Origin of the sequence: Streptomyces sp. HUAS 15-9 (assembly GCF_025642155.1) — a bacterium.
Classification (GTDB): Bacteria; Actinomycetota; Actinomycetes; order Streptomycetales; family Streptomycetaceae; genus Streptomyces.
In genome coordinates, this window is sequence record NZ_CP106798.1 from 5943570 (window position 1) to 5964098 (window position 20529).

Consider the following 20529-nt stretch of genomic DNA (forward strand, 5'->3'; position numbering starts at 1 on the left):
AACGCCGGTCCGCACCGGGCTAGGTGGGCTGGCAACTACCGTTGGAGTTCGATCAGAGATCGGGAGTGGGTAGGGGCAGTTCGGCGCTTCGTCACGCACAGGCGCGAAGCTACCTGGTTGGCGAGCGCGCGACCTTGGACGCCGTCAACTCGCGGGTTGCGCCGCATCTGGACAGCGCGGGCTGCAGAACTCCGTGCATACGGCTGCCGTGTATTGACCATGTCCAGTAAGATGCCTGGACGTAGCTAACAGCAAGCGGGGAGGAATAGGCAATTGGCCAGCGTGCAGGAGATGGTGGTCTTTATCGCGTCACCTGGGGATCTGGTTGATGAGCGTAACGCTGTACGTCAAGCAGTTGCCAGCGTTAATTCTCTCTTCGCATCTAAGGTCGCACTCCGACTACGCGTAACGGGGTGGGAGGAAACTCAACCAAGCTTTGGGCGACCGCAAGCGGTAATCAATCCGCTAGTTGAGCAGTGCGATGTGTTCATTGGATTGCTTTATCGCAAGTGGGGCACCCCGACGGGTGAATACACTTCCGGCTTTGAGGAGGAGTACGAACAAGCGGCCAGCCGAGCAAGAAACGGAGAACGGCCGCGCATTAGCATCTTTTTTAAGAGGGTGCCCGATGATCAAATTGAAGACGCTGGACCTTCCCTGTCGAGGGTCCTCGCCTTCAAGAGGAGACTAGAAGATCAGCATATTGCTCTGTACCGCCAATTCGATTCGACAAGTGATTTCCGAGACCTAGTTACCCACTACCTCACTTCGGTGATAATAGATGAGTGGAACCCAGTAGAGAATTCTTCACCTGACGGAACGGTCGCGAAGCCTGATGCGACCACTACCACCCCGCTCACCGCTTCTTCCGAGCCGCAAATTGAGGACGAAGCCAGAAGTCAAATCGCCACCACACTGCGGAATTTTTACAATCTTGCCGAGCGGGGAAATGAAGTCTCCGAGGAGGAACTGGACTCTGATAGGCTTCTCCTTTTTTCGATGGCCGCTCAGCCGGAAATGATCGCGATGCCTATTCACTCATTGAATAGGATTTACGCTAAGGCTCATGAACTTGTACTGTCCGTTATGGAGTACAGGTTGATTCTTTGGACGATTGCGGACAATATTAGAAGAGAGAAAGACGGCACTCTGCACAGCATCGCACCCGGATTTAAGATTGTTGCACCGCCGAGCGGCGAATACACAAGTGATCTTGTAGATACTCTGACCTATCAGATCCTAAATCCGAGTGCAGATTTCTCGGTTGTGACCGGGTCTTTTTACATTCTCGCCGAGATGAAGGCACGCCCATTGGAACTATGGGAAAGTGACGAGCATGGAGTCGCCGAGGCAAACCTAGCAGGCGGCTCACTAGCGGTGGTGGGCGAAGCGCCCGTTGACAAGTGGGTGCACATTCTTGAGTCACTCCAGGTAGAAAATGCCGCCCTTGAATATATTGCAGTTGTAGTAAGGGACTCTGATGCCGATCTCCTGGGAGCTGTTATTGAGCGATTGGATAATAAGGCCGTGTCGTTCAAGCTTCGCGCCCTCGTGGAGCACGCGAAGGGCGATCTTTCGGGGCTCGCTGAGATGGCAGCGACACGTTACGTGAGCGAAGGATCGTGCTTTGAGCACCTACTTCTGTCTTCCATCCCTAGGATGACGACCGAGCAGCTTGCATCCGTGCTACTGGGGCGTGCTCTACCGGACCGAGTAATCCACAATGCTCTGGACTTGGTTTCTCAACGTCGCGTTCCGTCTGCGGAAGAGTTTAGTAGGGTACTCAACAGTGGGAGCGATCACCTGATTGCATTCGCATTCGACGCGGCCGAGCGCTGTGACGCGACACGCAATCTACTCGCTGCTGTCTCTGAACTCAAGAACGAGAATGCGCTGAGTAATTTCGCGCCACGATTGAAGTCTCTCACGGCAACCGAGGAGGAGTTGAGCGCTGAACTTTTGAGCCCGCCATCTTTCGTGGCTGCATGGTCTGCCCTTTCGTGGCGACGTGGAGCAGGCATGGCAGATGAAGCTCGAGAAATCCTTGATTCTGATTGCGCCAACTCGCTCGATGCCGAGAAGCTCGTTGAGTTGGGGTACGATGACGACTTGACGGAGTTCCTTAAATCAAAACTTAAGGCTGCTGCAGTGGATCTTCTCGCACGAGTCCCTGCTTCAGACAAGAGAGAGCTCGACCTGGTCCGATTTCGCGAGGAGCTTGCCCGTAATGACTGGCTGAGCGCTGCGCCGGCTGCGCGGGCGTTGGCAAGACTTGGAACTTCACAGGACGTGGATACCTTGCTCGCCCGGGCAGCGAAGAGCTATGGAGATGAGAAAGAGGAGATGCTCAGAGGAGCGGCCAGAGCAGGTGGGGTGGACACCGCTAGAAAGATGGCGCATGACAAAGATGGGGAGGTTGCGCTTATCGGTGCTAAAGAGCTCGCCTGTAATCAGTCCATTTCACTTGGCGAACTTCAGCAGCTACTTTACAGTTCTCATCAGGAAGTGCGGATGGTGGTATGGGAGTCGGTCGCGCTGCGAATGGGAAGGGATGAACTCGAAGCTTTCTTGGATAAGTATCGCGAGCGAGACGAGGGCTACTACTATGATGTTGTTGCCGCCATCGACATGGCCCTTTACTTGCCGCGGTGATTCAAAGGGACTTTAGAAATTTCTCCGCATCCACTAGATTGACAGATTGTCGATCTTTCGGGTGTATGACTATCGTGAGTCGACGAGAGACTATTTCCTGCCTCGATGAGGCTACGAATGAGAGTGCGATCATCTTGAGCAAGCTCGTTCTGTCCAGCGAGCCCACGCGCGCAAGCTCTGACCCGATGATGGGTATTGCCACAGGCTCAAGACCTCCGTTAGTCCTAACAGCGTCCCAGGCGGATGTCAGGCTTTGCCACAGTGCATCAACTGAGCAGCTCACGCGCAGGTCGTTTCTCATGAATCCATAGGCCACTGCATAAAATCGCGTATCGTTGTTGGTCAGAACGATTGTTGTGCCAATCGGATACCGGTCGAGTTTTCCTCTGCGCTTAGCTATTGCCGTTTCGCGGCTTGCAATGGGAATATCTTGCAGTTTCTCTTGTATCTCTAGGTCCAAGCGCGAAGTATCCTGGCTGTAGTATTTTCTTTCGAATTGCCCCTGTATGCTACTTGGATTAATTACAACGCCGTCGTGAATGTCGGTGTCGAAGGTGTCCGTGAATCCAATAATCACGTTCTCCTGTTCATTCAGGAGATCGCCGCACTTTATTTGGATTGTGAAATCCGGATACCGGTAATGGTGACTTGTATCTATCTTCGGCCATGCGTGAATAATGCCAGCCATGAGGCAACTCCCGGCAAGGGAGGTTAAAATAGCGACATCGTGTCGTGCCATATCTGGCCACACAGCAAGGGCGACCTGAAACGCCGCGCTGAGTAGTCCAAAGGACGCCAAGGATGCGGATGCTATTCCGCCTATGCCTTGACGTGTGAGTAGCACCTCGCGTGCTTCTTGCCGCATGGCTCTCCTGCCGTCTTCAGCTCAACCAACCCCGGCGTGGTCGTGCGAGGGGCGCGATTGCCCGGTGAGCCTGCCCAGACTCCGCTTACGCGATTCGCCAGCTGCTCGGAAAGTTGGTCGGCGGAGCGGGTTTGGCCGGTGGCCTGCCCGGTCTGGGGTCGAGCATGATCAGGGGGCCGTACGCTGGTTGGCAACTCGGGCAGGCTTTGGGCCTGACCGCAATTAGCACGAGTGGCCCCCTGGTCTTGTTCGATGCGGGACCCGGACCGGGGAGGTGGCTAAAGCCGTGGAGCCGACCGCCCCAGCCACGACGTACCCGTTCTCTGGCATTAGGTGGCTGATTGCTCTGAGCGCGGCACGGGCGCCGGCCGGGCTGGAGCGGAGACATGAGCGCAGGCCCGGCCGGGGGCCGGGCCGCGCGCGGGGAGCGGAGCGAGCCGCCTTGATTACGTGAAGAAATTCTGAGCCAACCGAGGGTCGGCTACAGCCTGAACGACAGCTCCAACTCGTCGCCCGGTAGGTGGAATTCCTCCAGGGCCAAGGGCTTGTCGGCCTCCGTGAGCGTCACGCGCAGGACGTGCAGGAGGGGGACCCCGTCTGCCAGGCGGAGGGCTTGGGCCTGGTCCGGTAGGGGCATGCGGGTGCGGACATACTCCGTGAAGTGGAGTTCGTGCCCCAGGTCGGCAAGCGCGGCGTAGAGCTCTGGCGCCGGCGGTGGGGCCTCCTCCTCGTACTTGGAGTCGATGAGCACCGAGAACGGCACGTACGTGCGGTGGAGTTGGCGGAGACGGCCGTTGTCTGCCGTCTGTAGAGCGTCGTACGTGAACATCGGCTCGCCCGGAGGGATACGCAGTAGGTCCGCCAGGGCCATCGGAGCATCCGTGCGGGTGGCGACCGGGGGCTCGGCGTCGGCCCAGCGGATACCGTCGGCCTCGATGTAGCGGCCGTCGGAGGCTCGGCGTACGCCACGCGGGCGCGTGAGACCTGGGCGGCTGTGGGGGGAACGGGCGAAGGTGCCGCGGCCCATGATGGCCTCGACGAGACCTGACGCCCGTAGCTCAGCGAGGCCCTGACGGACTGTGGGACGCGTCACGCCGAACTGCTTCGCCAACGCTTCCTCGGACGGTAGCGGTTGGCCGGCCGGGAAGGTGCCGTCCAAGATGCCATCGCGCAGGTAGTCGGCGATCTGCCGGTACTTCGGCTGCGTGTCCTTCGGCGGCATGTGGGCCCTCCGTGGCCGTTGCTTCTGCGGCTGTGCGTTGGCGTAGACGACTCGTCTACGAGCGTGAACAGCTTCCCCCATCGCTAGACGGTTGACAACCCGTACTACGGGTCGTCACTCTGGTTTGCGTCACCCGTACTACGGGTGGTCTAGCAACCCGGAGGGTCGGCCTTTGGGTGCCCAGTGATGAGGAGAGACGAAAAGTGGCAAGCCTTCCGATCGACACCGCGAAGTTCACGGGGATCATCTGCGCCGTACCCCCGGCTCCGCGGGTCGCCAACCGTGAGACCGGTCAGCTCCGCGTGGACCGCGAGACCGGCAAGACCATGTACCAAGTCGGCCTCTGCCTGATGGCAGGGGCGTCGGCGGACGTTGTGAACGTGAGCGTGGCCGGTGAACCGAGCGGCGTGCAGCTCGGCATGCCGGTGGCCGTGCGGGACCTGGTCGCGACGCCCTGGGAGAACGACGGGCGGCACGGGATCGCGTTCCGCGCGGCAGAGATCCGGCCCCTGAGCGCTCCCGCTCCGGCGGGCAAGGGGGCCGCACAGTGATGAATCTGGCCTCCTCCACCGCTTCGGCCGGTTCGTCCGGGCCGAGTTGGGTTCTGGTGGTGGCCGCAGTGCTGGTGCCGGGCCTGCTTCTCGCGGGCCCGGCCCTGCGCCGCCGCTACCCCGTCGCCTGGTGGCTGTTACTCGGCTTCCCGGTCGTGGCCTTGCGGGTCATGCAGACCTGGCGGCCCTTGATGGCGGGCTGTGGGCTCGCCGTCAGTCGGCGACCGGCTCTGACGGTCGTGTCCGGGCTTGTCGGCAACGGTGCGCCTCCACCGCAGCCGCGCGTACCGCGTCGCGGTCTCATACACCCGACCTCCGGCGGCTTCGTGCTGCTGGTACGGCTGTTGCCAGGCCAGGTGCCGGAGGACTTCGTCAAGGCTGCGCCTGCTATGGCCGAGGACTGGCAGGTTCACGCGGTGCGGGTGACCTCTTGGAAGCCGGGAGTCGTACGGATCGTCGCGTCGGCGTCCGACCCGTTGGCCGCTCCTCGGGCTCCTAAGCAGCGGGGGTCTGGTCATCTGCTTCGGGTGGCCGTGGGTGTGCTGGAGACCGGTGCCGCCTGGGTGGTCGACCTGCGGCGCGTGCCGCACTGGCTGATCGTGGGAGCCACGCGTTCAGGCAAGTCGACGTTGATCAACGCGCTCGTGGCGGGCCTGGCTCCTCAGCACGTCGCCCTGGTCGGGATCGACTGCAAGGGCGGTATGGAACTGTCGCTCTACGAGCTGCGGTTGTCCGCCCTCGCCACCAACCGTGAGCAGGCGGTCCGGCTGCTCTCCGCGCTCGTGGACCTGACCCTCGACCGCATGAGCCTGTGCCGGACGGCGCGCGTTCGCAACGTCTGGGGATTGCCGGACAAGGAACGACCGGTCCCCGTCGTCGTGATCGTCGACGAGATCGCGGAACTGTTCCTCATCGCGAGCCGGAGTGAGAAGGACGAAGCCCACGCCGCCGGTACGGCACTCATCCGCCTGGCCCAACTCGGCGCGGCGCTGGGGGTTTTCCTCGTCGTCGCCGGCCAACGCGTCGGCTCCGATCTGGGGCCCGGTGTCACCGCGTTGCGGGCACAGCTCGGCGGCCGGGTCTGCCATCGCGTGGCCGACCCGGGGACAGCGGAAATGGCGCTCGGCGACCTCAACCCCGATGCGCTCAAGGCTGCGCAGGCCATCACCCCGGAACAGGCCGGTACTGCCGTCCTCGCCTCAGGCGACGGCTGGGAACGTGCCCGGTCGCACCTGATCACGGAGGCGGAGGCGGAAGCCGTCGCTGCCGAGTACGCGTACCTGACTCCTGTCCTGTCCGAACTGCACGTCGAAGCGTCGTGAAAGGGGCCTGCCGTGCTGGTGTCCATGTCCGCTGTCCTGCTGCTCGGCCTGCTGATCTGGTTCCTCCTGCGCATCCGCTACCTGCGGTGGGTCGATGCGCTGCTCTGCGGAGCCTTCGGCTTCCTGCTCTCCAAGACCGTGGCCGCGCCGTTCGCTCAGGCCTTCCTCGACGGCGTGAACGGCATCCTCGGCCAACTCCGCTTCTGAACCGACCCGCTGACCCGAGAAGGGGACTTCCCGTGTCCGACTACGTCATCCGCTCCGGTGACCGCGCCGAGTTCCTGGCCGGTCTGCGAGAGCTGGTCGACTTCCTGACAGTCAACCCCGCGGTCGTCGTGCCGCGCCGTGCGTCCGTCGCCGTCCTGGTCGACGCATCTGACTCCGCCGCTCGCCGAGAGGGAGTGGAGTCCATCGCTGCTCCGCTCGGCGTACCGACGGAAGACCTCAGCCAGGGCTACTTCAACGCACGCCGCGAATTCGGACCGATCGCGTACGTCGTCGTAGCGATTCCTCCCGAGGAGCGGCAGTGATCGCCCGTACGACGGGCTCCCGACGGGGCGCGAAGTCGCCAAACCCGACCCCGTCAGGAACCCACTCCATCCGCCACATGAGCAGTGAAAGGAGCACTCACACTTTGTCCACCGCGCATCATTCGCGCAAATCCCCGCTGACCGACTGCGACCTCAGGCAGCGCGACGCGGAGGTCTCGACCTGTGCCGGACGGGAACAGGTCGTCCTCGTCGGGCTCGACGACACCGAGCAGCACCTGTGTCCCGCGCACGCTGCGGCGCTCTGGCTCACGGACCCGACGCTCCGCTTCAGCGCCAAGACCAGGCCGGAGGGCATCTCGGCTGTGATGGCGCACGCGTTCGGCGGCGGGGGTGGTCGCCGATGACCACGACCCTCGTACCGGGCGGCGCAGCCGCTCTGGTCGCCAGGGCCTCAGACCGGGAGTTCGCTGCCTGGCGCCGGAATATCGTCCGCCTCGGTGGCTGCACCAACCCGATTCACCTCGTCGGCACGGCGACCGTCTTCGACACGACTACGGGCGCGGCCCTGCTCTCGCACGGGTCGGACGTCTACGGCGGTCGCCTGCTTACTGCATGCGGTAACCGGCGGGCGACAGTCTGCCGGGCCTGCTCGGCGCTGTATCGGGCGGACACGTACCAACTCGTACGAGCTGGCCTCGTCGGCGGCAAGAACGTCCCGGAGGCGGTGAGCGAGTACCCGCGCGTGTTCGCCACGCTCACCGCTCCCGGCTTCGGCCCGGTCCACACGCGCCGCGAGCACGATGGGCGCGTACGGGCCTGTCGTCCCCGTCGGCCGGGGGAGTGCTGCCCGCACGGTCGGCCGACCGGATGCCGTGCCCGCCACTCAGCGGACGACCCCCGCCTCGGCGAACCGCTCTGCCCGGGATGCTACGACTACGCGGGCGCGGTCCTCTGGCACGCGTTCGCCGGTCGGCTCTGGCACCGGTTCGGGCTGGAGCTGCGGCGGGAGGTGGCACGGAAGTCGGGCTGTCACGTGAGGAGTTCGGGGAAGTCGCCCGAGTCTCGTACGCAAAGGTCGTCGAGTACCAGCGGCGCGGCCTGGTCCACTTCCATGGCGTGATCCGCCTCGACGGGCCAGACGGGCCCGACTCGTCTCCGCCGGGCTGGGCCACTGTGGCGCTCCTCATGGACGCCGTACGGACGGTAGTCGGTCGTGTGCAGTTGAATGCTCCGGGCGCGGACGTCATCGGTCCGCGGGTGCTCCGCTTCGGCACGCAGGTCGACGTGCGACCAGTCACCTCGTACGGACGCAATGCGGGGGAGCGGCCGGCCTCCGCGGCGTCTGTGGCTGGCTACATCGCCAAGTACGCCACCAAGGGCGCGGAGTCCGCCGGCGCGGTGGACGGCCGGATCTACCACGCGCGGGACATGGTCGTGCTGCCCGTGCGCGCGCACGTGCTACGCATGATCGGCACGTGCTGGTGGCTCGGCGGCCTGCCTGAGTTCGCGCCGCTCGGGCTGCGCCGGTGGGCTCACATGCTCGGGTACGGCGGCCACTTCTCCACCAAGTCACGCCGTTACTCGACCACGCTGACTGCCCTTCGGGAGGCCCGTGCCGAGCATCGCGCGGAGGAACAGCGGGCCTCTCTCGGCCTGGCTGACGTCCCGACCGTCACGGTCGGCCAATGGCGCTATGCGGGGCGCGGCTACTCGCCGGAGGCGGCTCTCCTGGCTGCCTCCGTTCGGGAGGGCGGTGGTCGTCATGACGCGTGAGAACCGTGGTCCGGCCGTTGAGCTGCTCACGGTGCGGCAGGTACTCGACGAACTGGGCGGGATCTCCCGACGCACCTTCTACCGCTGGCGGGAACTGCGCATCGCCCCCGCCTGCATCCGCCTGCCGAACGGGGAGCTCCGGGTTCGGCGGGACGTGCTGAACGACTGGTTGGAGGACCGGGCAGAGAGGGCGGCGTCGTGAAGTCGTACAAGGTCTCCGTCTGGAAGATCTCGGTCAACAAGACCACCAAGAAACTGACCTACCTCGTGCGCTGGGTCGTCGATGGTCAGCCGTTCAGCGAGTCGTACAAGACCAAGGCGCTGGCCGACCGCTTCCGCGCCAAGCTGGTGCGGGCGCTCGACAAGGGTGAGCCGTTCGACACCGTCACCGGTCTGCCTGACTCGCTGCGTGGCGGCAAAGCTGCCTTGTCGTTCCTCGACCTGGCGGTGAAGTACGTGGATGCCCGTTGGGCGGAGGCGTCGGCCAAGCAGCGGGACAGCATGACGGACGCGTTGGCGACGGTCGTCCCCGTCCTTGTGAAGCCGGGACGTGGGCGGCCCGCTCCCGAGGTTCTCCGTCGGGCGCTGCGGTCGTACGTCCTGCCCGTCCCCCGTAGGGAGCGGGAGCGGCCGGAGGAGATTGACGCGGCGGTGCGCTGGATCGAGAAGGCGTCGCTTCCGGTGGGAGAGCTGCAAGAGATCGCCCGTGTGCATGAGCTGATCGATGCGCTGGGGCGGAGGCTGGACGGGAAGCCCGCGGCGACCCAGACGTACCGGCGACGGCGAGCCGTGGTCTTCAACGCACTTGAGTTCGCGGTTGAACTCGAACACCTGCCCTCCAACCCGCTGAGCCGAGTTCGACGCAAGCGGGGGAAGCGGGCTGTGCAGGAGGTTGACCGCCGAGTGGTGGTCAATCCTCGGCAGGCTCGGGAGCTCCTGACCGCGCTCACGTACGTGGGCGGCTATGACCGAGCGAGCGGCCGGCGCCTGCGGGCGTTCTTCGCGTGCCTGTACTACGCGGCCATGCGACCCGGGGAGGCGCTGGGGCTTCGGCGTTCCGACTGCACCCTTCCGGCGTCGGGTTGGGGCCGTATCGAATTGGCGGAGACTCGTCCCACGGCAGGTAAGGCATGGACCGACTCCGGCGAGGCTCACGATCGGCGCGGACTGAAGCAGCGGGCCCATGGTGAGGTGCGCATCGTGCCGGTACCGCCTCCATTGGTGCGGCTGCTCCGCGAGCACTTGAAGGAGTTCGGTACGGCGAAGGACGGGCGGCTGTTCTTCAGCGAGCGGGGCAACGTGATCGCCGCCTCGTCGTACTCGCGGGCGTGGAAACAGGCCCGGGAACTGGCGCTGGTCCCCGATCAGGTCTCCTCGGTCCTGGCCTTCCGGCCGTACGACCTCCGCCATGCGGGCGTCTCCCAGTGGCTCAACTCCGGTGTTCCGGCACCGGAGGTCGCCGCTCGCGCCGGCCACTCGGTGGACGTCCTTCTGAAGATCTACGCCAAGTGCATCGACGGCCAGGAGAAGGAGATGAACGACCGGATCATGCAGGGCCTGGGGGAGGGGGACGATCTCATGGACTGACACGACCACATGACCCATGAACGGGAGCCCCGGGCCGCCTCCGGTCCGGGGCTCCGGTCCGTCCACAGGTGGTCCACAGGGCTACGCTCAGAGGTCCACGGAACGCCTTCTGACCTGCCGCGAAGCCCTTTAAGATCAACACGCCATTACAACGTGATCACTGGCAAACGGCTGCTTTCGGCGGCATCCCCCTGCACATACGCGAAGACCCCGTCCTCAGCGAAAGCGCTGATGGCGGGGTCTTTGGGCACCTCATAGTGGGTGCCCCCGGCAGGATTCGAACCTGCGCACACGGCTCCGGAGGCCGTTGCTCTATCCCCTGAGCTACGGGGGCGTGTCTGCTGTGGAGGCTGCTTGCTCCTGGCGACGGGTAGAACACTACCAGCTCCCTCGGGGTGTTCATGAACGGGTTTACTGCTGGACGGAGAGGGTGGCTCCCTCGCGTGGGTGGAAGTGGGGAAAAGCCGGACGCGGTGGCCGGTGCGGACCTACTCTCGAGTTGTGTCGGGCGCGTCGGGTCGGGTGCTTGTTGTGGACGACAACAAGGTCATCCGGCAGCTGATCAGGGTCAATCTTGAGCTGGAGGGGCTTGAGGTCGTGACCGCGGCCGATGGTGCCGAGTGTCTGGATGTGGTTCATGAGGTGCGGCCCGATGTCGTGACCCTGGACGTCGTCATGCCGCGGCTGGACGGACTGCGGACCGCCGCCCTGCTGCGTGCCGACCCCCGGACCCGTGATCTTCCCCTCGCCATCGTCAGTGCCTGCACCCAGTACGAGGTCGAGGGCGGGCTGGACATCGGGGTCGACGCCTTTCTCGCCAAGCCGTTCGAGCCTGCCGAACTCGTCAGCGTCGTACGGCAGTTGATCGAGCAGGGGCGTGGCGGGCCGGTCGATAGGGATAGGGGCGGGGATGGAGAGGGGAGTGAGTCTGTCCTTGGTGGCTCCATCGGTTCCGAAGAGGTCGAGCTTTCGACGGAGCGTGCCGGGCGGGCCGGTGCCTGATTCGGACGGTTGCGTACGGTTGCGTATGAGTGGCGCGCCGTGTCGCGCCCCGGCGGGTTCGGTTGTCCTTTCTGCAGAGTGCTGATCCACCCCCCACCCCCGTCCACATCCCGGACCCCTCCCCAAACCAACTCGCATACCCACCCCCCTCCTCCCCTACGCTTGTCCCGTGACCCCCGTCGAGCTCTCCCGCACCGTGCTGCGCGCGGTGCGTCGTGCTGTGGATGGAGGGGAGCTGAGTGTGACCGTTCCGGAGCGGGTCGTGGTTACGCCGCCGGGGCCCGGGGGGTGTGGTGACTACGCCACCAACATCGCGCTCCAGCTCGCCCGCCCGGCCGGACAGCCGCCCTTGCGTGTCGCCGAGATTCTGCGGCCGCATCTCGTGGGGGCGGATGGGGTCCGTGACGTCGTCGTCACCGGGCCCGGGTTCATCAACATCTGTTTGTCGGGTGCGGCCGATCCCGTTGGCTCTCTGGTTCGGGAGATTGGGGAGCGGGGGGAGGCGTACGGGCACGGCGATGCCCTCGCCGGGCAAGTCGTCGAGTTGCGTGTGCCGTACGAAGCCCGTGCCGAGGTTGTTGCCGACGTGCTCGTGCGGATCGTTGCCGCTCAGGGCGGGCGGGTGGAGATCGATCACCGTGAGCCCGTCAATCTGCGGCCCGTCCCCGCCCCGGAGGACCCCGCCCCGCTCGGTCCCGACGCCGCCCGCTGGGCCCTGCTCCATCCCGCGCCGCACGACCGGCCGCGGATCACCGCCGACCATCTCGTACAGCGCGAGGGGAATCCTCTCTTCCGCGTCCGGTACGCCCATGCCCGCACCCGGGCCCTCAGCCGCAATGCCGCCCGCCTGGGATTCGAGGCCACGCCCGCCGGCATCGAGGACATCGATGTGCGTGATCTCGTCGACGCCCTCGCCGACTACCCCCGTATCGTCACCGCGGCCGCCACCCACCGTGCCCCGGACCGGCTTGCCCGGCATCTCGTCACCGTCGCCGATGCCGTCCTGCCCTTTCTGCCTGCCGTGCTTCCGTACGGGGACGAGAAACCCTCGGCCGCCCACCGTGCCCGGCTCGCCCTTGCCGAAGCCGCCGGGACGGTGCTGGCCGGTGGCCTGTCCCTGCTCGGCATCGACGCACCCGACCACCTCTGAGCGCGCACGCAGAAGAGCAGCAGCAGAGCAGCAGACGAGCAGAAGCGACGCCCAGAGAGCCAAAAGAGAGCCATAGACAAATGAGCCGTTCCGCACATCCCGCTGGGCCCCGTCACGCCGACGTCCTCACCGAGGGGCACTACTCCGCCCCGCCCACCGACCTCAACGCCCTCGACGCCAAGGTGTGGGCCCAGACCGTCACCCGTGATGAGCAGGGTGTCGTCAGCGTGGGCGGCATCGACGTCAAGCGGCTCGCCGAGGAGTTCGGTACGCCCGCCTACGTCCTCGACGAGGCCGACTTCCGGGCCCGGGCCCGCGCGTGGCGTACGGCCTTCGGGCAGGATGCCGATGTCTTCTACGCCGGGAAGGCGTTCCTCTCGCGCGCCGTTGTGCGGTGGCTGCACGAGGAGGGGCTCAACCTCGACGTGTGCTCCGGCGGTGAACTGGCCACCGCGCTCTCCGCCGGTATGCCCGCCGATCGCATCGCCTTCCACGGCAACAACAAGTCCGTCGCCGAGATCGAGCGTGCCGTCGACGCGGGTGTGGGGCGGATCGTTCTCGATTCCTTCCAGGAGATCGTGCGCGTCGCCCATGTCGCCGAGTCCCTCGGGAAGCGGCAGCGCGTGCAGATCCGGATCACCGTCGGCGTCGAGGCGCATACGCACGAGTTCATCGCCACCGCCCATGAGGACCAGAAGTTCGGGATCCCGCTGGCCGGCGGGCAGGCCGCGGAGGCCGTGCGGCGTGCCCTTCGGCTCGACGGGCTCGAGCTGATCGGGATCCACTCGCACATCGGCTCGCAGATCTTCGACATGTCCGGGTTCGAGGTCGCCGCGCATCGCGTGGTGGGGCTGCTGAAGGACATCCGGGACGAGCACGGTGTCGAGCTGCCCGAGATCGACCTCGGCGGTGGCCTCGGGATCGCGTACACGAGTGACGACGATCCGCGTGAGCCCCATGAGATCGCCAAGGCGCTGACCGAGATCGTCGGCCGCGAGTGCGAGTCCGCCAGGCTGCGGACGCCCCGTATCTCCGTCGAGCCCGGCCGCGCCATCGTCGGGCCCACCGCCTTCACGCTCTACGAGGTCGGCACCATCAAGCCCCTCGACGGGCTGCGTACGTACGTCTCCGTCGACGGCGGCATGTCGGACAACATCCGTACCGCGCTGTACGACGCCGAGTACAGCGTCGCCCTCGCCTCCCGCACCTCCGACGCCGAGCCCATGCTCGTGCGCGTTGTCGGCAAGCACTGCGAGAGCGGGGACATCGTGGTCAAGGACGCGTTCCTGCCGGCCGACCTGGCACCGGGTGACCTCATCGCGGTCCCGGCTACCGGTGCCTACTGCCGGTCCATGGCCAGCAACTACAACCACGTACTCCGGCCGCCCGTCGTCGCGGTGAACGACGGCGAGGCCCGGGTGATCGTCCGCCGCGAGACGGAGGAGGATCTCCTGCGTCTCGACGTCGGATGAGTAACGAAGAAAAAACGGGACCGGCTGAGCAGGGAACAATCGGACCGGCTGAGCAGCGAAGAGACCGACCGGAAGATCTCCGGTCTTTCTGTCCCGGCAAAATGAAATAGACATCTCACGATCCGGACGAAGGGTAGAAACTCCCGTCCGGTGAGTGAGACTGGTGCAACCGTAGACGGTATGAGGAAACGAGGTCGGATGATGCGTACGCGTCCGCTGAAGGTGGCGCTGCTGGGCTGTGGGGTTGTCGGCTCAGAGGTGGCGCGCATCATGACGACGCACGCCGAAGACCTCGCCGCGCGGATCGGTGCCCCGGTGGAGCTGGCCGGCGTCGCCGTACGGCGGCCGTCCAAGGTACGGGAGGGCATCGACCCGGCTCTCGTCACCACCGACGCCACCGCGCTCGTCAAACGCGGCGACATCGACGTCGTGGTCGAGGTGATCGGGGGGATCGAGCCCGCGCGGGGCCTCATCACCACCGCCTTCGAGCACGGGGCCTCCGTGGTCTCCGCCAACAAGGCGCTGCTGGCCCAGGACGGGGCCGCCCTGCACGCCGCCGCCGAGGCGAACGGCAAGGACCTCTACTACGAGGCCGCCGTCGCCGGTGCCATCCCGCTGATCCGGCCGCTGCGCGAGTCCCTGGCCGGCGACAAGGTCAACCGGGTGCTGGGCATCGTCAACGGCACGACCAACTTCATCCTCGACAAGATGGACTCCACGGGGGCGGGATATCAGGAGGCCCTCGACGAGGCGACCGCCCTCGGGTACGCGGAAGCCGACCCCACCGCCGACGTCGAGGGCTTCGACGCCGCCGCCAAGGCCGCGATCCTCGCCGGTATCGCCTTCCACACGCGCGTGCGCCTCGACGACGTCTACCGCGAGGGCATGACCGAGGTCACCGCGGCCGACTTCGCCTCGGCGAAGGAGATGGGCTGCACCATCAAGCTGCTCGCCATCTGTGAGCGGGCGGCGGACGGGGGCTCGGTCACCGCGCGCGTGCACCCCGCGATGATTCCGCTGAGCCACCCGCTCGCCTCCGTGCGCGGCGCGTACAACGCCGTGTTCGTGGAGAGCGACGCCGCCGGGCAGCTCATGTTCTACGGCCCGGGCGCGGGCGGCGCTCCCACCGCCTCGGCCGTTCTCGGCGACCTCGTCGCCGTCTGCCGCAACCGGCTCAGCGGGGCAACGGGGCCCGGCGAGTCGGCGTATGCCGCGCTGCCCGTCTCGCCCATGGGCGAGGTCGTGACCCGCTACCACATCAGCCTCGACGTCGCCGACAAACCGGGTGTTCTCGCCCAGGTGGCGACCGTCTTCGCCGAGCACGGGGTGTCGATCGATACGGTTCGGCAGCAGGGCAAGGACGGCGAGGCCTCCCTCGTCGTCGTCACCCATCGTGCGTCCGACGCGGCCCTCGGCGGCACCGTCGAGGCGCTGCGCAAGCTCGACACCGTGCGGGGTGTCGCCAGCATCATGCGGGTTGAAGGAGAGTAACCAGCAATGACCCACCAGTGGCGCGGAATCATCGAGGAGTACCGGGACCGGCTGCCGGTATCCGACACCACGCCGGTCGTGACGCTCCGCGAGGGCGGCACGCCCCTCGTGCCCGCGCAGGTGCTCTCCGAGCGCACGGGCTGCGAGGTCCACCTCAAGGTGGAGGGTGCGAACCCGACCGGGTCCTTCAAGGACCGCGGTATGACCATGGCCATCAGCAAGGCCAAGGAGGAGGGGGCCAAGGCGGTCATCTGCGCCTCCACGGGCAATACGTCCGCCTCCGCCGCCGCCTACGCCGTGCGTGCCGGGATGGTCTCCGCCGTACTGGTGCCGCGGGGGAAGATCGCGCTCGGCAAGATGGGCCAGGCCCTCGTGCACGGCGCGAAGATCCTCCAGGTCGACGGCAACTTCGACGACTGCCTCACCCTCGCCCGCAATCTGAGCGACAACTACCCCGTGGCGCTGGTCAATTCGGTGAACCCGGTGCGTATCGAGGGGCAGAAGACGGCCGCCTTCGAGATCGTGGACATGCTGGGCGACGCCCCGGACATCCATGTGCTGCCGGTGGGCAACGCGGGCAACATCACCGCGTACTGGAGGGGGTACCGGGAGTACGCCGCCGACGGCGTGTCCACCAGGACTCCTCGCATGTGGGGGTTCCAGGCCTCCGGCAGTGCGCCGATCGTGCGCGGCGAGGTCGTGAAGGATCCTTCGACCATCGCCACCGCCATCCGCATCGGCAACCCGGCGTCCTGGCAGTACGCCCTGGCGGCGCGGGACGAGTCCGGCGGTCTCATCGACGAGGTGACGGACCGTGAAATCCTGCGCGCCTACCGGCTGTTGGCCGCGCAGGAGGGTGTCTTCGTGGAGCCCGCGTCCGCCGCGTCCGTGGCCGGTCTGCTGAAGGCCGCCGAGCAGGGCAAGGTCGACCCGGGCCAGCGGATCGTGTGCACGGTCACCGGCAACGGCCTCAAGGACCCGGACTGGGCCGTCGCGGGCGCACCGCAGCCGGTCACCGTCCCGGTCGACGCGGTGGCCGCGGCCGAGCGGCTCGGTCTCGCCTGAGGCAGATGTCAGACGTCAGGTGTCAGAGCCAGACACCTGACGCCTCACGCCTGACGCCTGAGGCAGGGCCGCCCGTGGTCTGCTCCGGGTGCGCTCGGGGAACGCCCCCGGGCAACCCGAGAACCGCTGGCGGCGTCCTAACCTGGGAAGTCCCTACGAGGGGGGCACAGGGGGCTTGCGACACGCATCGTGCGCCTCCTGTGCGCCCTATGTCGCCACAGAACCTTCCTTCGATAGGCTGTAGTCAACCCGCCCGCCGCATATGCCTGCGCATCAGGCAGGGCGCCGCGCCGTTTCCGCGGCCTGAGGGTCCTCACATCCCTATCGAATGTCATTCGACAATCACGCAGCTCAAGGAGAGTCATCGAGCGATGGCCGGTCCAGCGTTCCGCGCCGCCGCCGTCCGGGTGCGCGTCCCCGCCACCAGCGCCAACCTCGGTCCGGGCTTCGACGCCCTGGGCCTCGCGCTGGGGCTCTACGACGACGTCGTCGTCCGGGTGGCCGACTCCGGGCTGCACATCGACATCGCGGGTGAGGGCAGCGAGACGCTGCCGCGAGACGAGAGTCACCTTCTCGTACGGTCCCTGCGCACCGCCTTCGATCTGTTGGGCGGACAGCCCCGCGGCCTGGAGATCGTCTGCGCGAACCGCATTCCGCACGGCCGTGGCCTGGGCTCCTCCTCCGCCGCCATCTGCGCCGGCATCGTCGCCGCCCGCGCCGTGACCATAGGCGGAGAGGCGAAGCTCGACGACACGGCGCTGCTCGAACTCGCCACGGAGATCGAGGGCCACCCCGACAACGTCGCGGCCTGTCTGCTCGGCGGCTTCACGCTCTCCTGGATGGAGGGCGGCGCCGCGCGGGCCATCAGGATGGAGCCCAACGATTCCATCGTTCCGGTGGTTTTCGTGCCCGGAAAGCCGGTCCTGACCGAGACCGCGCGCGGCCTGCTGCCGCGCACCGTGCCGCACGTCGACGCCGCCGCCAACGCGGGCCGTGCCGCCCTGCTCGTCGAGGCCCTGACCAGACGCCCCGAGCTGCTGCTGCCCGCCACCGAGGACCGCCTCCACCAGGAGTACCGCGCCCCGGCCATGCCGGAGAGCGCCGCGCTGGTGGAGCGGTTGCGCGCCGACGGGATCCCGGCCGTCATCTCGGGCGCCGGGCCCACCGTCATGGCACTGGCCGACGCCGGGACCGCCGACAAGGTGGAGGCCCTGGCCGGCGTGGACTGGGCCGCCAACCGGCTGAGCCTGGATGTCCAGGGAGCGAGCGTGCTGCCGCTTGCGACCTGACACACGGTTGCCGGATTTGGAGAGGGGGAATGTTTGTTGGATCCGGTAGTGTTAATCTCAAGTCTGCACCCGACCCCACCATGGCGAGGTGCCTCGTGTCCCCGTCCGGGACAGACATTCTTCCGGGAGTCTCCCAAGCCACTCTGCGTTCCGTACGTCGTACCTGGTCAGTACGCCGTACGCGGGCACTGAGCGGGCCGCTGGGCACACTCCGGAATCGGTGCGACCGCGCCGCGTGACACTGGGTGCCACGGCCCGTCGGGGAAGCGCCATCACCAGATATCTCTTCCGCCGCGTTGGCGGACCACCGCCCCGGCTTGGTTCACAAGAGACAGAACCGATGCCGGACAGCACAACCGGTCGCCGAGCCAGACAGGCCGACGTCCGCTCCAGGGAAGGACCCTTCGTGAGCGACACCACCGATCTGATGGGCGCACGTGTCGAGGAGACCGCTGCCGCGCCCGCCACGGACGCCTCCGCGCCTGCCACCGGTGCCGGCTCCCGGCGGCGCCGCGGTACCGGCCTCGAGGGCATGGTGCTGGCCGAGCTGCAGCAGGTCGCATCCGGCCTCGGCATCAGGGGCACCGCGCGTATGCGCAAGAGCCAGCTGATCGAGGTCATCAAGGAGGCGCAGGCCGGCGGCGGAGCCGCCCCCAAGGCCGCGGCTCCCGCCGGGGACGCTGCCGAGACCAAGCCGAAGCGCCGCACCACCTCCCGGGCCCGTACGGGCGAGGAGGCGGAGAAGAAGGCGGCGGCCAAGTCCGAGGCGCCCGCCGAGAAGGCCGTGGCGCAGCAGCAGATCGAGATCCCCGGCCAGCCGGCCGGCGGCACCGCCCGCGATGGGGGTACCTCCCGCGCGAGCGAAGCCGAGCGTGGGGGAGACGACGCCCCGACCGAGCGTCGCCGCCGCCGTGCTACTGCCGAGGCGGGCAGCCCGACGGCCGCTCAGGCGGGCAGCACCGAGACGATCGCCGCCGAGGCGAAGAGCGAGGCCAAAGCCGAGACGCCGGCTCCGCAGGCGCAGGGCGAGGCCAAGGGCGAAGCCGGTGACGGCGAGGGCCGTGGCCGCCGGGACCGCCGTGACCGCGGCCGTGACCGTGACCGCCGTAACAAGGGCGACGAGCAGCAGGGCCAGGGCGGCCAGCGCCAGCAGCAGGGCCAGCAGCAGGGCGGCGGCCGTCAGGACCGGGGCCAGCAGGACGACGACGACTTCGAGGGCGGCCGCCGTGGCCGTCGCGGCCGCTACCGCGACCGCCGTGGCCGCCGTGGCCGTGACGAGTTCGCCGGCAACGAGCCGCAGCTCGCCGAGGACGACGTCCTGATCCCCGTCGCGGGCATCCTGGACATCCTCGACAACTACGCCTTCATCCGTACGTCGGGCTACCTGCCGGGTCCCAACGACGTGTACGTCTCCCTCGCCCAGGTCCGCAAGAACGGCCTGCGCAAGGGTGACCACGTCACCGGCGCGGTCCGGCAGCCCAAGGAGGGCGAGCGCCGCGAGAAGTTCAACGCGCTGGTCCGCCTCGACTCCGTCAACGGCATGGCGCCCGAACACGGCCGTGGCCGCCCGGAGTTCAACAAGCTGACCCCGCTGTACCCGCAGGACCGCCTCCGTCTGGAGACGGACCCGGGCGTGCTGACCACCCGCATCATCGACCTGGTGTCGCCGATCGGTAAGGGCCAGCGCGGTCTGATCGTGGCCCCGCCGAAGACCGGCAAGACCATGATCATGCAGGCGATCGCCAACGCGATCACCCACAACAACCCCGAGTGCCACCTGATGGTCGTCCTCGTCGACGAGCGTCCGGAAGAGGTCACCGACATGCAGCGGTCGGTCAAGGGCGAGGTCATCTCCTCGACCTTCGACCGCCCGGCCGAGGACCACACCACGGTCGCCGAGCTCGCCATCGAGCGCGCCAAGCGTCTGGTGGAGCTGGGTCACGACGTCGTCGTACTGCTCGACTCGATCACGCGTCTGGGCCGTGCGTACAACCTCGCCGCCCCGGCCTCCGGCCGCATCCTGTCCGGTGGTGTCGACTCGACCGCCCTCTACCCGCCGAAGCGGTTCTTCGGTGCCGCGCGGAACATCGAGGACGGCGGTTCACTCACCATCCTGGCGACCGCTCTCGTCGACACCGGCTCCCGCATGGACGAGGTGATCTTCGAGGAGTTCAAGGGCACCGGCAACGCGGAGCTCAAGCTCGACCGGAAGCTCGCCGACAAGCGCATCTTCCCGGCGGTGGACGTCGACGCGTCCGGCACCCGCAAGGAAGAGATCCTGCTCGGCAGCGACGAGCTCGCCATCACCTGGAAGCTGCGCCGGGTGCTGCACGCGCTCGACTCGCAGCAGGCGATCGAGCTGCTGCTCGACAAGATGAAGCAGACGAAGTCGAACGCCGAGTTCCTGCTGCAGATCCAGAAGACGACTCCGATGCCCGGCAACGGAGACTAGTCGCAGTCGAGCTCCCTGGGCTGTTGAGGCCGACCCCTGTCACATGAGTGACAGGGGTCGGCCTTTTGGCGCTGAGAGGAGTGGGCGCACCTTGCGTCCCTTCCGACTCATGCATCTCTGGGGGGACTTCCTTGTCCACAGCTTC

At 66.7% G+C, this 20529-nt stretch carries 17 protein-coding genes, 1 tRNA gene and 1 pseudogene; 16 read left to right on the top strand and 3 right to left on the bottom strand.

Going from position 1 to position 20529, the window contains the following annotated elements; translation table 11 throughout:
* The first annotated feature begins 282 nt into the window (after positions 1 to 282).
* Complete coding sequence (locus N8I87_RS27570) at positions 283 to 2652, top strand: DUF4062 domain-containing protein (RefSeq protein WP_263216702.1); 2370 nt, start codon at positions 283 to 285, stop codon at positions 2650 to 2652.
* 1 nt (position 2653) lies between these two features.
* Here the strand turns inward: N8I87_RS27570 and N8I87_RS27575 are convergent, their stop codons facing one another.
* Together N8I87_RS27575 and N8I87_RS27580 are read right to left on the bottom strand one after the other, a co-directional pair.
* Positions 2654 to 3517, bottom strand: a complete 864-nt coding sequence (locus N8I87_RS27575) for a macro domain-containing protein (protein ID WP_263212652.1) — start codon at positions 3515 to 3517, stop codon at positions 2654 to 2656.
* A gap of 481 nt (positions 3518 to 3998) precedes the next feature.
* Positions 3999 to 4739 carry a GntR family transcriptional regulator gene (locus tag N8I87_RS27580; RefSeq protein WP_263212653.1) on the bottom strand — a complete coding sequence of 247 codons (741 nt, stop codon included), beginning with the start codon at positions 4737 to 4739 and terminating at the stop codon, positions 3999 to 4001.
* Between the two features lie 203 nt (positions 4740 to 4942).
* On the opposite strand from N8I87_RS27580, the gene N8I87_RS27585 reads away from it, so the two are divergent.
* The 8 genes and pseudogenes from N8I87_RS27585 to N8I87_RS27620 all read left to right on the top strand — a co-directional run bounded on the left by N8I87_RS27585 (position 4943) and on the right by N8I87_RS27620 (position 10463).
* Complete coding sequence (locus tag N8I87_RS27585) at positions 4943 to 5290, top strand: SCO3933 family regulatory protein (RefSeq protein WP_263212656.1); 348 nt, start codon at positions 4943 to 4945, stop codon at positions 5288 to 5290.
* Positions 5290 to 6612, top strand: coding sequence for an FtsK/SpoIIIE domain-containing protein (locus tag N8I87_RS27590; protein ID WP_263212658.1), 1323 nt, complete (start codon positions 5290 to 5292; stop codon positions 6610 to 6612). Before N8I87_RS27585 ends, N8I87_RS27590 begins: the two co-directional genes overlap by 1 nt.
* A gap of 12 nt (positions 6613 to 6624) precedes the next feature.
* On the top strand, positions 6625 to 6819 hold the full coding sequence (locus N8I87_RS27595) for a hypothetical protein (RefSeq protein ID WP_317633497.1): 195 nt from the start codon (positions 6625 to 6627) through the stop codon (positions 6817 to 6819).
* Positions 6820 to 6851: 32 nt separating this feature from the next.
* Positions 6852 to 7142, top strand: a complete 291-nt coding sequence (locus N8I87_RS27600) for a hypothetical protein (protein ID WP_263212663.1) — start codon at positions 6852 to 6854, stop codon at positions 7140 to 7142.
* A gap of 104 nt (positions 7143 to 7246) precedes the next feature.
* The gene (locus N8I87_RS27605) at positions 7247 to 7507 is read left to right on the top strand and encodes a hypothetical protein (RefSeq protein WP_062234068.1); all 261 of its coding nucleotides are present in this window, start codon (positions 7247 to 7249) and stop codon (positions 7505 to 7507) included.
* A pseudogene (locus N8I87_RS27610) lies at positions 7504 to 8876 on the top strand (replication initiator). The gene N8I87_RS27605 and the pseudogene N8I87_RS27610 overlap by 4 nt, the downstream one beginning before the upstream one ends.
* Positions 8866 to 9078, top strand: coding sequence for a helix-turn-helix transcriptional regulator (locus N8I87_RS27615; protein WP_263212666.1), 213 nt, complete (start codon positions 8866 to 8868; stop codon positions 9076 to 9078). Before N8I87_RS27610 ends, N8I87_RS27615 begins: the two are co-directional and overlap by 11 nt.
* The gene (locus N8I87_RS27620) at positions 9075 to 10463 is read left to right on the top strand and encodes a tyrosine-type recombinase/integrase (protein WP_263212668.1); all 1389 of its coding nucleotides are present in this window, start codon (positions 9075 to 9077) and stop codon (positions 10461 to 10463) included. The genes N8I87_RS27615 and N8I87_RS27620 overlap by 4 nt, the downstream gene beginning before the upstream one ends.
* 262 nt (positions 10464 to 10725) lie before the next feature.
* On the opposite strand, the gene N8I87_RS27625 is transcribed toward N8I87_RS27620, so the two are convergent.
* A tRNA-Arg gene (locus N8I87_RS27625) sits at positions 10726 to 10797 on the bottom strand.
* A gap of 146 nt (positions 10798 to 10943) precedes the next feature.
* Here N8I87_RS27625 and N8I87_RS27630 point away from each other — a divergent pair.
* The 7 genes from N8I87_RS27630 to rho all read left to right on the top strand — a co-directional run bounded on the left by N8I87_RS27630 (position 10944) and on the right by rho (position 20384).
* Positions 10944 to 11465 (top strand): response regulator, encoded by a 522-nt coding sequence (locus N8I87_RS27630; protein WP_411577295.1) that lies wholly within the window; start codon positions 10944 to 10946, stop codon positions 11463 to 11465.
* Positions 11466 to 11634: 169 nt separating this feature from the next.
* Complete coding sequence (nrtL, locus tag N8I87_RS27635) at positions 11635 to 12615, top strand: ArgS-related anticodon-binding protein NrtL (RefSeq protein WP_263212669.1); 981 nt, start codon at positions 11635 to 11637, stop codon at positions 12613 to 12615.
* An 80-nt stretch (positions 12616 to 12695) separates the two neighbouring features.
* Positions 12696 to 14087: a diaminopimelate decarboxylase gene (gene lysA, locus N8I87_RS27640; protein ID WP_263212672.1), complete on the top strand. Its 1392-nt coding sequence runs from the start codon at positions 12696 to 12698 to the stop codon at positions 14085 to 14087.
* Between the two features lie 201 nt (positions 14088 to 14288).
* On the top strand, positions 14289 to 15578 hold the full coding sequence (locus N8I87_RS27645) for a homoserine dehydrogenase (RefSeq protein ID WP_263216705.1): 1290 nt from the start codon (positions 14289 to 14291) through the stop codon (positions 15576 to 15578).
* A gap of 6 nt (positions 15579 to 15584) precedes the next feature.
* Entirely contained in the window at positions 15585 to 16643 is a 1059-nt protein-coding gene (gene thrC / locus N8I87_RS27650) for a threonine synthase (protein ID WP_263212675.1), read from the top strand.
* Positions 16644 to 17014: 371 nt separating this feature from the next.
* The gene (gene thrB, locus N8I87_RS27655; protein WP_263212677.1) at positions 17015 to 17932 is read left to right on the top strand and encodes a homoserine kinase; all 918 of its coding nucleotides are present in this window, start codon (positions 17015 to 17017) and stop codon (positions 17930 to 17932) included.
* Between the two features lie 406 nt (positions 17933 to 18338).
* Complete coding sequence (gene rho / locus N8I87_RS27660; protein ID WP_263212679.1) at positions 18339 to 20384, top strand: transcription termination factor Rho; 2046 nt, start codon at positions 18339 to 18341, stop codon at positions 20382 to 20384.
* Positions 20385 to 20529 lie beyond the last annotated feature (145 nt).